Below are 15,296 nucleotides of genomic sequence, written 5' to 3'. Positions count from 1 at the left end.
TTCTCCTAACATGAACTTACGATTTGTTGAGTAAAACGATGTAAATAACGTGGGCCACCGGCTTTGGGGCCAGTACCAGATAGACCTTGTCCACCAAAAGGTTGTACACCTACTACCGCACCTACTTGATCGCGATTGATATAACAGTTACCAACTCGGCTCATTTCTGCGATATGTGTATAAGCCCTCTCATTGCGGCTATGCACACCCATCGTTAGACCAAAACCAGTATTATTGATCTGTTCAATAACGTTATCTAATTCAGCCGCTTTAAAACGGATCACATGTAAGATCGGACCAAACTGCTCTTCACTTAATTGTCCAAGATTATCAATTTCGATGGCGGTAGGTGAAATGAAGTCACCTTTTGCACAACTGTCATTTAAAGCCACTTGTGCTAACAGTTTATGTTCAGCAGTCATCTTTTGAAGATGCGCGTTAAGCTTATCTTTTGCTGTTTTATCAATAACAGGTCCCACATCGGTGCTATGAAGATAAGGTAAACCAACGGCAAGTTCTTGCATTGCCCCCTTAATTAATTCAATGACACGTTCTGCTATGTCTTGCTGAATAAATAATACCCTTAATGCCGAACAACGTTGCCCTGCAGAAGCAAAAGCTGAACGAACAACATCACGAGCAACTTGCTCTGGTAATGCAGTGCTATCAACGATCATTGCATTTTGCCCACCGGTTTCTGCTACAAAGGTAGCGGGTAATAATGGTCGTTTAGCTAGATTACGGTTAATCACTTGTGCGGTCCCCGTAGAGCCCGTGAATACAACACCAGCAATACGGTGGTCAGCAGTTAACGCAGAACCAATTTGAGCACCGTTACCGGTTAATAATTGAATACATTGTTTAGGGAATCCAGCTTCAAGCATTAATAAAACAGTGCGTACTGCAATTAACGAAGTTTGCTCCGCAGGTTTCGCAATCACCGTATTACCGGCCACTAACGCAGCACCAATTTGACCTAGGAAGATCGCTAATGGGAAGTTCCATGGGCTGATACAAACAAACACGCCTTTACCTTGATGGCGAATTTGTTGCGTTATTCCATCAAAGCTGACATCTGTTTCAGCGTTAGAGAAGTTATCAACGGCCTGTTGTGCATAGTAACGACAGAAATCTACAGCTTCTCGCACTTCATCAATACAGTCATGAATTGTTTTGCCGGCTTCGTGGTGACATAAAGCAATTAACTCAGGCATATTTGATTCAAGTAAATCAGCAAGTTTATACAAGTACTGAGCACGCTCCTGTACTTCCGTATTAGACCACTCAGGAAAATATTGATGTGCAGTACTTAGTGCTTTTTCAATCATCTGTGTTTCAGAAAAAACCACTGATCCAACACTAATAGTACGGTCGTAGGGAGCAGTACATTGGTAAACTTCTGTTTTCTCAGTAACATCATTGTAATGAGTACCGTCAACTATAGGCCCCATTTTCCAAAAATGGCCTGTGAATACTTCTACTTTTTTCTCAAAAGGAAGTGCTTCGCTTTCTATGTCAATATTTACACTGAACGAGTTTTTGCGATCAGGGAAAATAGCAGGTGGTAATTCAATTAAACTGTTATGTAATGATTGACGCTTTAATAATGTATCAACAGGATGCTCAATTAATTCATCTATAGGGCAATCAGCATCAACTAAACGATGTACAAATGAGCTATTGGCGCCATTTTCTAATAAACGTCTCACCAAATAAGGTAATAGATCTTTGTGGCTCCCTACTGGAGCATAGATACGTACATTACTATTAGACATGGTCATTACGTGGTTATACAGCGCATCTCCCATGCCATGTAATCTTTGGAATTCAAACTCTTTGTGAGTCGACATTGAGTTGATCGCGGCTATCGTATGCGCATTATGGCTAGCAAATTGTGGGTAAATAAGCCCCTTAACATGTTCGCATAAAAGAAAACGTGCACAGGCTAAATAAGAAACATCAGTTGCTTCTTTACGGGTATAAACAGGATAAGCCGCATAACCATTTTGTTGAGATAATTTGATTTCACTATCCCAATAAGCACCTTTCACTAAGCGTAAAGGAATAACATCACCTTGAGATTTAGCTAATGCAGCCAACCAAACTAAAACAGGTAAAGCGCGTTTGCTGTAAGCTTGTACCACAATACCGAACTTTCCCCAGCCTTGTGTTTTTGGATCTCGGTATAATTTTTCAAATAATGCCAATGAAAGCTCAAGACGATCCGCTTCCTCAGCATCAATAGTTAAACCAACATTTAAAGCGCGCGCTCTTTCTATTAATGACAACACCGAGTCAAACATTTCAGTCATCACACGTTGTTTGTTAGCAGGTTCATAGCGTGGATGTAGCGCAGATAATTTAATCGACACCGTTGCAGCATTATTTGCCTGATTTTTATTAATAGACTTGCTGCCTACTGACTCAATCGCCGTTAAATATTCCGCATAATATTTTTTTGCATCACTGGCCGTTAGTGCTGATTCACCAAGCATATCAAAGGAATAACTACAGCCTTTATTGGTAAACCCTTTACCATTTTTTTGTGCTTCATCGATATTGCGGCCCAATACAAATTGGTGCCCCATTATTTTCATCGCTTGATGCATTGCTTTACGAATAACAGGCTCAGACATTTTATTAACCAAGCTGTTAACAACATTGGTCGTACTATTGGTTCTAGTTTTCTTTAAATTAACAATTTTACCCGTTAATAGAAGTCCCCACGTTGAGGCATTTACAAAAATAGAATCTGATTTTTTAAGATGTGATTTCCAGTCAGCAACGCTGAGTTTATCTTTAATTAAAGCATCTGCCGTTGCTGAATCAGGAATACGCATTAATGCTTCAGCTAAACACATTAATAAAATACCTTCTTTGGTATCTAAACTGTATTCCAGTAATAATGCATCAATCATCTGCACAGCATTTTTATCTTTACGCACGCGCTTGATCAAATCCGTGGCATAATCTGCCATCGTATTTGATTCATCTTTTGATGGTGTAGCAAGTGGTATTAGTTGCTTTAAACAAGCAGACTCATCAGCCATATACAATGGTGAAATATGTGTCCAAAGCGTTGCTAGCTCTGTATTTATAAAATCTTTGTGCAACACATCCGTTGCAATAAATGATGACATACCCGACTCTCCTAAAAATCATAACACCTGTTAATGTTATGTTATGCAAATGTAACTAAGCACGGATAGTATTGCTAAAAACGTTTAAGTTCTTACCTAAAACTACGATTTATATGTCAAAAAGTACGATCGATTTTTTTTTGTGATTAACATCACGGAAAATTACAATCCAGCTTTATAAAAAAATGATTAATAGTGAATAAATAATGGCTGTAAATAGCTCTTATGCACTCTGATACAGTCATTCGCCCTTAGGCTGGACATAAAGACCTAGCGCAGTAAACTTTACGCTTAGTGATTAATTGGGAGGGTTGAAAGGCATAGCTGCGAGACATAGTTGAGAGATATAGTTGAGAGGTATAGTAAAACCTCTACTTGTAGGCTAATAAAGGATTCAGTTGATGCAGAGGCATTAATGAATTCGAGGAGGAAGCATTGTCAACGCAACTTCGGGCATTGAACTATTAACGATATCTAGAAGGGGAAGTTCCCTGAAATTTAGTGAAGGTGTGAGTAAAACTACTTTGATTAGCAAAGCCACTAGCACTGGCAATCATCGCTAATGTCAAAGAGCGATCTTCTAATAACTGTTTTGCAAGATTCAGTCGTACTTGCATTATGTATTGATGCGGGGTCATGCCCATTTGTTGTTTAAACAATAAGTGAAATTGACTTTCGCCTAAGAACACACAACCTGCTAGCTGAGCGACGCTGATTTTAGTAGTAATATGTTGAATAATAAAATTATCAATCACTTCTATATTAATGCGATTTTTTTTACTTAGGTCGGTTTTAATATGACGCTGTAATAAAGCAATAATTGTATTTTTGCATGCTTCTGCAACCAATATATCATCAGGGGCTTGGCGCATCTCTTTAACTAATAATTGTAATAATAACTGAAACTGGTTATCTAATTTAAAATATTGATTAGAATGAATCAAAGGTTGAATATGTTGAGCAGTGTAATTATCTAATTGAGACTCAGTAGGTAAATTTAGCGTTAGTATTTCGGCAAAACCTAAACCATTAAAAGCATGATCAGATGAAGCAGTCACCACACAGCCCTGGCCTGGTACAATAATATTCTGCATACCTTCAATGCTAAATTCAGAGTTACCATTTAATGCAATCACTAATTGATGATGATCGTGGTCATGGTGCTGTATTTCATTGGGTAAAGTTATGACTTCAGCCGGTCGCATTAAAACAGCTTCAATTAAATTCATAACTCACTCCTTATAATAGATAATATTAAAAATCCAAATATAAAAGCGAAATGTTAAATTACCTAATAAAAAAATTATATTTTTGAACGACTGTCATTAAGTGGTCATTTATTAACAATAAAGTGAGCGGTTGTTAAGCATTTTACAAATGATTATTGATTATTGATGACAAGAAAAATCGAATTCGATGTTCGGCAACATGACATTGTAAATAAAATTGAATGTCGAGTGATAGAGTCTAGGGATTAACAAAATAAGTTTTATCAATTAGTAGAATTAGACAACTCCTAATCACTCCCCACAGAAATTATTCGTTCTTGTATAAGTTAAGGAAACCTTTAACACTAAAACCATTCAAAAACTGATCGCCTATTTTCACTACAGGTACACCACGGTATCCCGTTTTCGCAAATTCTTTTTGGCCTGCAGCACTTTTAACATCAACTAATCTGAAGGTGATTTTTTGTTGCTCAAGATATTGTTTAGCTGTTTTACAATGAGGACAATTTGCCATTGTATATAATGAAACACGTTTCATTTTTGTATCCTTCGGTTTAAATAATTGCTTCATGACTTGAGGTTAATAGGCCTGTGATAACGTACTTAAGAATGCATATAAACATATGAAAAGTAACACTATACACAGGCGATATTTGTAAAAGCGCGAAAAAATCACTGTAAAATATACGTAAAAATTAACTGCGCTTTATGGTCTAATGACCACAACCACCTTTTGCATGGGCATGACCATGCGATAACTCATCTTCAGTTGCCGCACGAACACTTATTACTTCAATAGCAAACGTTAATGTTTTACCCGCGAATGGATGATTCAAATCGCAATCTGCATTAAAACGCCCTACTTTGACGATCGTGACTTCTTGCTTACCTTGGTTAGATTCAACCACTGCAGTCATGCCAGCAGTCCATTTCTTTGCACCTTGTAAATGTTTAATCGGAATACGTTGTAACGCACCTTCACGACGTTCACCATAAGACTCTTCAGGAGATAATGTTACTTCAAATTTATCACCCACTGTTTTATCGACAAAGGCTTGCTCCATTTTTTCAAATAGACCACCGCCGCCGTGTAAATAAATAAGCGGTTCATTATCTTTACTGTCTTCTAATAACTCATTACCTTCTGTTAAGCGGTAATGAAATTCAACGACACTGTTTTTAGCTATTTGCATTGTATATCCTTGTTAATCTTTTATATTGTTATTAAATTATTGTTATTAAATTATTGTTATTAAATTATTGTTATTAAGTTATTTTACTAAGTTATTGTTACTGATTAATTTTTACTAAGCCGTTTAACTGACTAATTGCCACTAAGGCATTTTATTAAGCTATCTTACTAAGGAATAGTTTCTGGTCCTACTAGCATTTAATGGGGTTAATTAAATAATTCAACCACTGCCACGGGCATTTGGTGTGCTAAAATATGCTCTTGTTTAATAGTTCTTTTATGCTCACAGATTGTAGCAACCACGTTTTGGCATTCTGCTGATAAGGTACTATTTTTCAGATAATTAACTGAATTAATTTGGTTATAAAAATCTTTTTCAATGCCACTAATGTTAAAGGTTTCAACCATACTTGTTTGAACAGTTAAAATCTTAGTTGCGCTGCTACTTATAGCAATCTCTAAGCCTTTAGGGTCTACGTCCGCAAAACATAATAGCTGATGTGAAGCTTTAAATGATCTAAAAAACGCATAGGCTTGATGGGTACTTTGTATTGATTTTTGATCACCACGATACAGCCATAGGGCATTTTTTAAATGTGCTGCATTATCCATTAATACTAAATGTTGTAAATTAGCCATTACCACTAGGTTTTCAACCAACACAATATATTGATGCTCTACACTGTTAATTTTAGATGCATCAACATATAACCCCAATGATGAAATCGAACCTACCTCTATCTGCTGTCCATTAAGTTGCAGTGTTTGCATTGCGTTAACCAATACAAAGTCATTGCTAACGGACAAGGTATTAAACTTTTCATTGTTATGGCTAAGAGCAGTATCTACACGAGTACTTTTATCCGGATAATGATCAAAAAGTAAATTAATGTGTAACTCTCGTTGCACTAATTCAATAATAGCTGCTCTATCTTGTTCAGTATAAAACCACAATCCATCATGAATACGTCCGAGACGATGAGTATCAACCATCCAACGACAACTTTGGGTTGCTTTTACAGCCCCGAGATCAGCACGAAGATGTCTTGCAAAAAAATCATACTGTATTTTATTAAAGCGTGAATAATTCATGTTGGTTTTAATTATTTACCTTAACTATTTACTCTTGAATTCAAATAATAATTGACCTTAACTATTTACTTTAACGACAATATCACTGTACGACCAATTATGGGAAATACCCTTTAATTGTTGGCCTTTAGGGCGAATATCTATCAATGCTTGTTGTATATTGGTTAATTTACAATAACTACTAAACACTAACTCAACCCAAGGTGTCGGGTCGATATGTTGTTGTTCGCTATGCCATTCTGGTAACGCTTGTTGCCAATATTTAATAGCAGAAACGGGGTTTCCAGTGGTAATAGCTTGTTCAAATAAACGTTCTGTCTGCTCTTCAAAGTAATCGTAACTGAAACTCATAGCAACATTAGCAATCAATTCGACTTCCGATGTTTCACGCGCATTAGGTTTAACCACTGAACTCAATTTACGCAGTGATTGTACAATTTCAATTAATGCAATTTCATGCGCTGTTTCTTTAACATTGATATACGACTTAATCGGCATCGGCGCAGCAAAACGTAATGGTTTCGGTAAAGTTTTGTCTTCAAACACCTGTTCATTAATTTCAAATTCAGGGTGTTTGTGAAGATACCGCGCCATATTGCGTAATAGGCTTGCCTGTTTTTCATCGCGTCGTAATTTAAATAAACTTAGGCGCATACTGTCAATGATGTAACGTAACCTTGGAAGAGTCTGATTAAACCAATAGATGAAACCACTGATTTTACGCGCCAGTTCTACCGGGCAAGCCCAATTCATCCACTCATAACAAGTTTCAGGGTCAATCTGTTGTAACTCAGTTAATAGCTTTTGTGCATAGGTTAAAGCACGTTCATTTTCACGAACCTTGGCACTAATAGTAGATACAAAACCAAACTGACTGGAAATGGCATAATGCATATTATCTAAGCTAACATTTAAGTTATCTTTTGCTTCATAAAGCAGATCATCAAGTTGATCTAAATAGTATTCTGCATCGTCCTGCTGGTCGCCAATCACAGATAAACGGTAGTCGTTGACAGTATCTTCCAATACATCAATTACTTTACCCATATCAGTAAGTTGACGGTAACTACTTTGTTTACGCATTAACCGGTTTAGCATGCGTTTTAATTCAGCACTTACACGATAATCACCCGGTTCATCGTCGGGCCTTAATAACGCTTTTTTATGCAAAGCAGCAATTTTACGTGCATCGCCACCGTCGCCCTGTATCGAACCAAATACATAGGCTTCAGCAAGCAATTGGTCATTTGAGCCAAGTTGACGCAATAACTCCGCAACATCTTTGGTATCGTAGCCAGCCATTAAAACAATAACTCTTCTTGTTGTTGCTGTTCCGTTTCAGGTAACTCAATGCGTTCTGAGTCATTCAGAAACTCAATCAATAAATAGATTAAATCGAAACGCGCAGTCGCAAAATAGCGACTACTTCCAGCATTCTTACGCACAAAATATCCTAACTCTTCAAGTTTATGAAACACAAATACCAACTGTTCACGGCTTTCTAATTTATTCGTTTTAAAAGGACGTATAGCGGTTAAATGGCGCAGTTGTTCACGTAAAGTTTGATCATGTTCAAAAGGATCAAATAGCTCGTTGATATTAATAATTGATTTAGCATGGATAGGTAAATCGGTTTGACTGGCAGTGAGGATCAACTCTAAGAACTCTACTAACGGACGAAACATCCCTCTAATATCGGTAAATAAAGTGGTCAGTTCAGCACTGTTATTAGCGTCTACTTCGTTAAAAGTACAATAATAGGCATCGGCACTGTCTAAGTACGTTAAATCACGGTCTAAATTAGATAAAAAATCCGAGACACGATCCTGATTAGATTGAGCCTGCAAATAGAGGAATTCATCGGCAAACCCTGTTTCACAAATTACCGCTCCTGTTAATAGTTGCTGAACAGTTTGCTTAAACATTTTGAGGCTCCTTTGAGATCATATCTATATCAGTACTTGATGACGGTTGCTCACTCTCTGTATTGTTTTGCTCAAGTTTTTCTTGTGAGTTCTCAATAGCGCTTACGTCCGTACTTGCATGAGTGCTTACATTAGTACTTGTATGTTCATTTACTTGGTTCTTGAGCTGCTCGGCTACTTTTTTACGTTGTAGCAGTAATTCATCTAAGCGAGAAGTTGGAATATGCGCATGGAAAATCTTATTATCTTTAATCTTATAATGACGTTGATATAAAGATAAAATATGCCTATCCGTAGAAGGTGAAGCCGATAGCATAGTGATCGCATTATCGTTAAACATGGTCAATAACAGGTCGATATTTTCTGCTGCCAGTTCACCTAATTCATCCACTGGTAGGATGATTTGTGTTTTAGCATCGCTTTCACCTCGTAACATACCCAAAATACCCGCATATAAAGAAAGCATCGCTAAGTAGGATAAGCCCGTAGAACTGATTTTTTTCAACTGTCGCGCATTACGAGCGTGTTTTAACTGCCCCTTTTCTGAGATAGTAAACTCTATATCAAACAATTGATGATGCGCTAATGCAAAACCATCACTAGGTAGATAAGTCGACAATTTTTGCATCGCAACAATCAAATCATCGGGAATATCACCCACTCCTTCACGTAAATCATCACGATATTTGTCAAACAATTTTGCAAATTGCTGTAATGGTCCCCAATAATCAAGCTCTTCTTGTTTCATCACAGTATTAACATTAATGTCCGCTAACGCTTCGAAATGAGCGAGCTTAGTGACGTTACTTGATAACTGTTTACCAATGCTTTTAATGCGACGCGCAAAATTTTCTATATGCTGATAAAACTCATTGATCATATTCGCATTGACGGTGACTAGTTGATAAGTATTTTTTTGCTTTTGAGCGGCACTACTTAATAAGTCAGCGATCGGATGCTGATACTTAAACAGACTACGAGCGCCTTCATAAATATCATTATCAGACACTAATTTAACCCAGTTTTCATATAATTCACTGTTTGCATTATGCTTAGCAAAGGCGGTATTAAACTGAGTGATTTGACTTTGTAATCGTTTATCAATAGTTCTGAATTGTTTTATCCAATCGCCACAGAATGTTACTGTTAAATCGGCACTGTTATGCGGTTCAGATTCACTTAAAGTTGCTTCAATACCGTATTGCTCGCACTCTCGTTGCGCTAACCCTAATTGTAATAACAGATCGGCATCGTCATTTAATTGTTGTGATACTTTCTTAAATTGTTTTTGTTTCTCACCGATTAAATTATTTTTTTCAATTTTCAAATCCGCTAAGCTATTTTCTAAGCCACGCTTTTGCACTTCTCGGTTTTGGTTTTTTTCAACTAATTGATCACGGTGTACATAACGTTCATTCATAAACTGTTGGTACTCACGGGCTTTACGGGCCCATACAGCACATTGTTCTAGTTTTTCAGTTAACTCAACCCGTTGTTTAATGCGCTTATCAACTTCGCCATCGGGATCTAGCTCTTCTAATGCTCGGTCGCGTTGTTGCTTATAATCTTTTTGTCGTGTTTTAGCGCTGTCTTTAATAGATGTTAACTGCTCTGCTAATTGCTCTAATTGACTATCTCGATCAGATTCAATCACCATGCGTTGATCCAGCATTTGATTGCTCAACTCAAAGCGCTGCTCTTGCTGTAAAGCTTTAAATTCTTCAAGCTTAGTATGTTGATTTTTAATTTGTGTGGTGAGCTTTTTAATATTATCTTCAAACGCTAATGCCGCTTGTTTTAAATAATGTTGTTTTTTAAGCTCAAGATTTTCTTGTTGTGCTTTAAATTGTTGGCGTTTTAATTCTACTTTTTGTAAATTTTGTTTACGTTCGCTGATTAAAACCTGTTGATTTACAATCTGTTTAGTCAATTCATTAAGTTGAGATTCTAGATCTGTCACCTTTTTAATCAAGGCTGCAATTTTTTGCTCTACATCACTTAGTTTTTCTCTAAGTTCGTTTTCATTAAGTTGTAAATCATTATCTTGCAGCTGATCTAAATCTATTTTCAATCCAAATAAAGTTTCTGCGTTATCTCCCTGTGAAACCCATTGAGGATTAAGATCTTTACGTGCTAACTGTTGAGCTGATAACACTCGTCCAATATTGTTTTTCCAACCTAACGCATTTGGCTCATTGCTTAAAAAATGCTGCAGTGAGTTAACTTCAGGTAAGAGTTGTAACTGTAATTGCTGACGTGATTTTTTGACATCTTCAAGCTGGCGGTTGTGTTGTTTATGTTGCTCTAAGAGTTGAATACGTTGTTTTTCTAGCGTATTTAATTGGTCATTATCAGAGCTTAAGACCTGTAGGCAGTCACTTAGGTTATCTTTAACTTCTGACATACTGACTTGATTTGCTTCAATATCAGCTCGCAAGCTTTCTTCAACAGTAATATTTTTCTGCGCTAATTCTTCCATTTTTAACTGGTTTTGTAGCGTCTGCAGGTCCATATTTATTTTTAAAAATGATTCGTTAAGTTGTTCGTTTAGTTTACTTAACTGACCTTGATAGTTTTCGGACACGACCGATAGTTGTAGATTAGATTGTTCTTTGATCTGCGAGACTTGCTCATTATTACGTGCTTCATCCTGTACCTTTTGCAAGGTTAACGATTGTAATAATGACTCAAATTTAGCTTGAACCTTATTTAAATTACCTTCGAACGCTTCAATAATTTCATTGACATCGTTTAAGGCTTGTTGGTAACGAGGTGCATTATCGGCTTGTAATTGATAACTCGCTGCGTCATTTTCATCAAACTTTAATTTATCGTCATCTAACAAATCAATTCGGCTTTGATCCGCTTCTATCTTAGCCGCTATTTGGCTTATTTCAGTTTGAAGCAGAAGGCTTTGTTCTTTTAATTGTTTATCCAGAACCGTTATTTCATCTCTAAAGCTAGCTTTTTGATCACTACGTTGCTGTTGCAATTCAGTGATATTTTGCTGGTGCGCTAACATTTCCGCATGCAAATGCTGCAGCTTAATCAATAAACTGTCTAACTGCGTAAAATCTGTTTGCCATAACGCAATTTTATCACTTACTTTTTGAATCGAGCGACTAGCTTGGATATCAGCTAACCATAAACTAATATCTTGTTTGTTGAGGGTAATTTGTTCTTTTTCTTGTCCCACGCTGCGCGCAATGTGATCGCTAGCGATAGCCACCAGCATTTGTTTAACCGCATCGAAATCTAGATTTTTTTCAATCGTACCATTCACTACTTTATCCAGGTGAGGAGTAGCTAAATCGCTGAATGAGAAACGATTTTGTAATTGACGAACCTCTTTAACTTTACGACCACTGCGTAAGTTTTGAATCACTTGTCGGTATTTATCAACGCCTAAATAGTTAGAGCATTCCACACCTAAATTTCGATAAGCTCTTTCAACTTCTGAGACGGTTAACGGAAAATGATTTTCACCAATAAATAATCCACTTTCAAAACCACTATCAATAAATTTAAATTGCACTCCTCTCCCATCGGAGCTGGCAAGTGCCATACATGTTTGACCACTAGGTCGTTGGTATTCATAAACCAACATACTAGAGTCTCTTGGCAAATAATAATCCGCAAAGTTTTTAGCTTGATCCACTTTACTAACTATTTCACTGGGTCTCATACCATAAAAAAGTGGCAGTAAACGCATCAAAGATGTTTTACCAGCGCCGTTGGTACCTTCAAGTTGCGTATGACCAGATAAGTCTAATTCGTTAACCTGCCCTTTCCAAAAGCTATCGATAATAATAATGCGTAATAATTGATAGGCCTGTTCTGCCATGGAAAATCCTTGTTAACTTTGATTATAAAAACGTTTGTTTATGAAGCAGTCATATCTAAAGGAATAAATACAACCGAAAAACAGTGAAACTTATCTTGCTTAATAAGGTTTGTCGACCAGTTTCAAACAACACTTTGCATTAATCTCTGTAAATGCAGAATATGTAGCCAATACGATTGTTATTAGGTTAATAATCTCGCCTGTTAGCTAATTATAAAAAAGCACTTAAAAACATAAGTGTTCAAAAATATTCTTATTTGAAGTGCTAGTTACTTATTAACTAACAAACAACTCGCCAGAAGGTCAGCAAAAAAAGGACTACCTTTTTTATTTAAAAACGCAATATTCCTATCGGGGATCCCTTCCACATCAGGATGAGCCGCAATAGCTTTTTCCATACTGCTCTCTCGAATGAGATGTAATGTAGGATGTGGTGAACGGTTGCTATAATTAGAAGCTGCATTTTCATCATCGCCAGCAAAACAATAATCAGGGTGAAAATGAGCTAATTGATAAACCCCTTCATAATGACTCATTTGTAGAAGATGGTTGGATAGATATACCAAATCTAAAAAGTGCTCAAAATCACTACAGGCTTCACTTAAAATTAATAACGTAGTTTCAGTTTCTGGATGTGTATCTAAAAACTCGCATTCAATTGTTAGTCTATCTAATACACCTTCAATTTCAGTGCTGGTTTCTTCACAGTAACGAATACTGCCACGATCCACCTCTCTTTTAGCAAATGGACAAATATTATATTTAACAATGACGTTGTTAACCCAAGATTGCGTACTACTAATTACGTCCACGTGTTTCCCTTTTTACAATGTTGCACTTAACTTGAGTGCTTAATGCTTAAATAGTGTCTAAGTGTAACGCTTTCTGTGCGCTTTGATAACCTAAGGCGATCATCTCTTTTGCACGGTCAAACTCTAAAGTGCCACAGGCATTTCTGGGGATCACTATATTATAATCGGCAGGGTAAGCCGCCAATTTCAAGCGAGCAATGGTACTTTGCATAGCATCAAAGGCTTGGTCCGCAACATCATAAGCTTTCCATGTCGGCGGTTTGCTATTTGTTAATGCTAAGTTATCTCCAAACTGTTTGATGTAATGGCCAATTTTTTGCTGCAATGGTAAATCCTCAATACTATCTACCACATCCATTAACGTATCTGGTTCTACTCTATCCAGATCAATAACCCCACCCAGATTAACCGCAACAGTAAAATCAGTATTATCACTAAACGTTGGTGCTATCGGCACAGGGTTTAACACACCGCCATCAATCAGCTGCACACCTTTTCGTTCAACCGGTGTAAAAAATAAAGGTAATGAAATAGATGCACGAATCGCATCGAATAAACAGCCTGAATTAATCCACACTTCTTTCTCATTTTTTATATCTGCCGCAACAGCTGTAAATTGCAGCGGTAAGGCTTCGATGGTTTGATCACCTAATAGCTTGAATAACGTATCAATTATTTTATCGCCACGTAATAACCCACTCGTACTCCAGGAAATATCTAATAGGGAAATAATATCTAATTTACTTAACCCACAAACCCATTGTTCAAATTCATCTAATTTTCCCGCAGCATATACACCGCCAATCAAGGCTCCAATTGAGCAACCTGATATAGATTTTATTTGATAGTTATTTTCTACTAACCACTTAATAATGCCAATATGGGCCAAGCCCCTTGCACCGCCACTACCTAGCACCAGTGATATGCACTTTTTTTGTTTAGGGCTGATTTCAAGTACATGATTTTCAGTTACCATATTAAAATTCCTGTCGATGTAAGCTTTGCCATTTTAACCACCTTTTAATATTTAATTAACCATTTACATTGTTGTTTTTTATTTATTTAGCATTCTACTTTTATTAACGTTAGCTATTAACATCGCATTATTTGAATCTCAGACACTTAATATCCCTCATAGCAATAAGTTTTAGTCCGCAAATAAAGTGTTCAGTGCCTTATTTGACAACAACAAACAACAATTACCTATCTTTGCTTGTCCCTGGGTACTTAGCCTGTCATACTTTTAGCTTACTATTTTTTTAATCATCAGGATAATCATGACTAGTTTCTCAACATCAATTCATCAAGTGGTCACGACTGCTTTAGCGGATTTACATGAAGCACAACTGAAAGGTAAAATTCCTAAAAACCCACTCAGTGAAACGCATTTTCTAGCGGCATGGACAACCAATGCGATGAAGAAAAAACGTTTTGAAAGTGATGTATTGCCGACGTTAAAAATTTGGCAACGTAAAGCCCGTAGTTTAGGGAAAAATGCGGCTTTAGTTGAAACCTTTCAGGCAATTAAGGCGCACTATGAGCACGTTTTTGACCAAGACTTAAAAGCAAAACCTGTTAATAAACAACAAATAATTAATTTGTGTGATAAATTAACTGAACTACAATGGATGGTTAACACTGACCTTGAAGTAGGTGAAAAGTTAAATCGCCATAGTGCAGGTCAAGCATCTATGATTATTTGTAGTCAACAATTTGAACAAAATTTTGAAGATGGTTTATTAGTTAAACCTATTAGCTTATATATCCGTGGTGATTTACCAGAAGCATTACAAGCAGCCTTTGATCAATCATTATTACTTTACAAAGTAACTGATTATAAATCTAAAGTTAAATATCATGGTGAATATATTATTTACAACAATAACGAAGGTGAATTTTTACCTGAATTATTGATGGCTTAGTCCTTTTAAAGTGTTTGCTTGGTACCACTGTGCGAACACTTTATAAGCTTCTGTTTAACTGCTGAATAAAAATGCATTTTAATGCATAAATAATAACCCTATAAATTCATCAATATGATTAATTTAGCGTCTGAATATCC

11 protein-coding genes are annotated in these 15,296 nt (G+C 36.5%); 1 reads left to right on the top strand and 10 read right to left on the bottom strand.

Annotated features, from left to right (window positions below; genetic code table 11):
- Nucleotides 1-5 precede the first annotated feature (5 nt).
- The 10 genes from putA to MT390_RS06550 form a co-directional block, all read right to left on the bottom strand.
- Complete coding sequence (putA, locus tag MT390_RS06595; protein WP_499440254.1) at nucleotides 6-3,140, bottom strand: bifunctional proline dehydrogenase/L-glutamate gamma-semialdehyde dehydrogenase PutA; 3,135 nt, start codon at nucleotides 3,138-3,140, stop codon at nucleotides 6-8.
- A 464-nt stretch (nucleotides 3,141-3,604) separates the two neighbouring features.
- Nucleotides 3,605-4,369, bottom strand: coding sequence for a helix-turn-helix domain-containing protein (locus tag MT390_RS06590; RefSeq protein WP_499440252.1), 765 nt, complete (start codon nucleotides 4,367-4,369; stop codon nucleotides 3,605-3,607).
- A 307-nt stretch (nucleotides 4,370-4,676) separates the two neighbouring features.
- Nucleotides 4,677-4,907 (bottom strand): glutaredoxin family protein, encoded by a 231-nt coding sequence (locus MT390_RS06585; RefSeq protein WP_166369306.1) that lies wholly within the window; start codon nucleotides 4,905-4,907, stop codon nucleotides 4,677-4,679.
- A gap of 175 nt (nucleotides 4,908-5,082) precedes the next feature.
- The gene (locus MT390_RS06580; RefSeq protein WP_499440250.1) at nucleotides 5,083-5,562 is read right to left on the bottom strand and encodes an FKBP-type peptidyl-prolyl cis-trans isomerase; all 480 of its coding nucleotides are present in this window, start codon (nucleotides 5,560-5,562) and stop codon (nucleotides 5,083-5,085) included.
- Nucleotides 5,563-5,768: 206 nt separating this feature from the next.
- A complete protein-coding gene (locus MT390_RS06575; RefSeq protein WP_499440248.1) occupies nucleotides 5,769-6,653 on the bottom strand; it encodes a DUF7281 domain-containing protein in 885 nt (294 codons plus the stop codon).
- Nucleotides 6,654-6,710: 57 nt separating this feature from the next.
- A complete protein-coding gene (locus MT390_RS06570; RefSeq protein WP_166369300.1) occupies nucleotides 6,711-7,955 on the bottom strand; it encodes a hypothetical protein in 1,245 nt (414 codons plus the stop codon).
- Nucleotides 7,955-8,578, bottom strand: coding sequence for a hypothetical protein (locus MT390_RS06565; RefSeq protein WP_166369298.1), 624 nt, complete (start codon nucleotides 8,576-8,578; stop codon nucleotides 7,955-7,957). Before MT390_RS06565 ends, MT390_RS06570 begins: the two co-directional genes overlap by 1 nt.
- Nucleotides 8,571-12,422 carry an ATP-binding protein gene (locus MT390_RS06560; RefSeq protein WP_499440245.1) on the bottom strand — a complete coding sequence of 1,284 codons (3,852 nt, stop codon included), beginning with the start codon at nucleotides 12,420-12,422 and terminating at the stop codon, nucleotides 8,571-8,573. Before MT390_RS06560 ends, MT390_RS06565 begins: the two co-directional genes overlap by 8 nt.
- Before the next feature lie 269 nt (nucleotides 12,423-12,691).
- Entirely contained in the window at nucleotides 12,692-13,234 is a 543-nt protein-coding gene (locus tag MT390_RS06555; protein ID WP_499440243.1) for a DUF1415 domain-containing protein, read from the bottom strand.
- A 46-nt stretch (nucleotides 13,235-13,280) separates the two neighbouring features.
- Nucleotides 13,281-14,210, bottom strand: a complete 930-nt coding sequence (locus MT390_RS06550; protein ID WP_166369292.1) for a patatin-like phospholipase family protein — start codon at nucleotides 14,208-14,210, stop codon at nucleotides 13,281-13,283.
- 301 nt (nucleotides 14,211-14,511) lie between these two features.
- Between MT390_RS06550 and MT390_RS06545 the strand changes: the two genes are divergently transcribed.
- Nucleotides 14,512-15,156 (top strand): DUF2913 family protein, encoded by a 645-nt coding sequence (locus MT390_RS06545; RefSeq protein WP_166369290.1) that lies wholly within the window; start codon nucleotides 14,512-14,514, stop codon nucleotides 15,154-15,156.
- The last annotated feature ends 140 nt before the right edge of the window (nucleotides 15,157-15,296 follow it).

Source organism: Vibrio sp. 2-Bac 85 (genome assembly GCF_037546705.1).
In the GTDB taxonomy this organism is placed as follows: domain Bacteria; phylum Pseudomonadota; class Gammaproteobacteria; order Enterobacterales; family Psychromonadaceae; genus Psychromonas.
The sequence above is the reverse complement of the archived record's forward strand: the minus strand, read 5'-3'. Positions and strand labels throughout refer to the sequence as shown.

Coding starts and splice junctions, on each gene's coding strand:
- putA (WP_499440254.1), bottom strand. CDS start 3,140: ATGTCATCATTTATTGCAACGGATGTGTTGCACAAAGATTTTATAAAT.
- MT390_RS06590 (WP_499440252.1), bottom strand. CDS start 4,369: ATGAATTTAATTGAAGCTGTTTTAATGCGACCGGCTGAAGTCATAACT.
- MT390_RS06585 (WP_166369306.1), bottom strand. CDS start 4,907: ATGAAACGTGTTTCATTATATACAATGGCAAATTGTCCTCATTGTAAA.
- MT390_RS06580 (WP_499440250.1), bottom strand. CDS start 5,562: ATGCAAATAGCTAAAAACAGTGTCGTTGAATTTCATTACCGCTTAACA.
- MT390_RS06575 (WP_499440248.1), bottom strand. CDS start 6,653: ATGAATTATTCACGCTTTAATAAAATACAGTATGATTTTTTTGCAAGA.
- MT390_RS06570 (WP_166369300.1), bottom strand. CDS start 7,955: ATGGCTGGCTACGATACCAAAGATGTTGCGGAGTTATTGCGTCAACTT.
- MT390_RS06565 (WP_166369298.1), bottom strand. CDS start 8,578: ATGTTTAAGCAAACTGTTCAGCAACTATTAACAGGAGCGGTAATTTGT.
- MT390_RS06560 (WP_499440245.1), bottom strand. CDS start 12,422: ATGGCAGAACAGGCCTATCAATTATTACGCATTATTATTATCGATAGC.
- MT390_RS06550 (WP_166369292.1), bottom strand. CDS start 14,210: ATGGTAACTGAAAATCATGTACTTGAAATCAGCCCTAAACAAAAAAAG.
- MT390_RS06545 (WP_166369290.1), top strand. CDS start 14,512: ATGACTAGTTTCTCAACATCAATTCATCAAGTGGTCACGACTGCTTTA.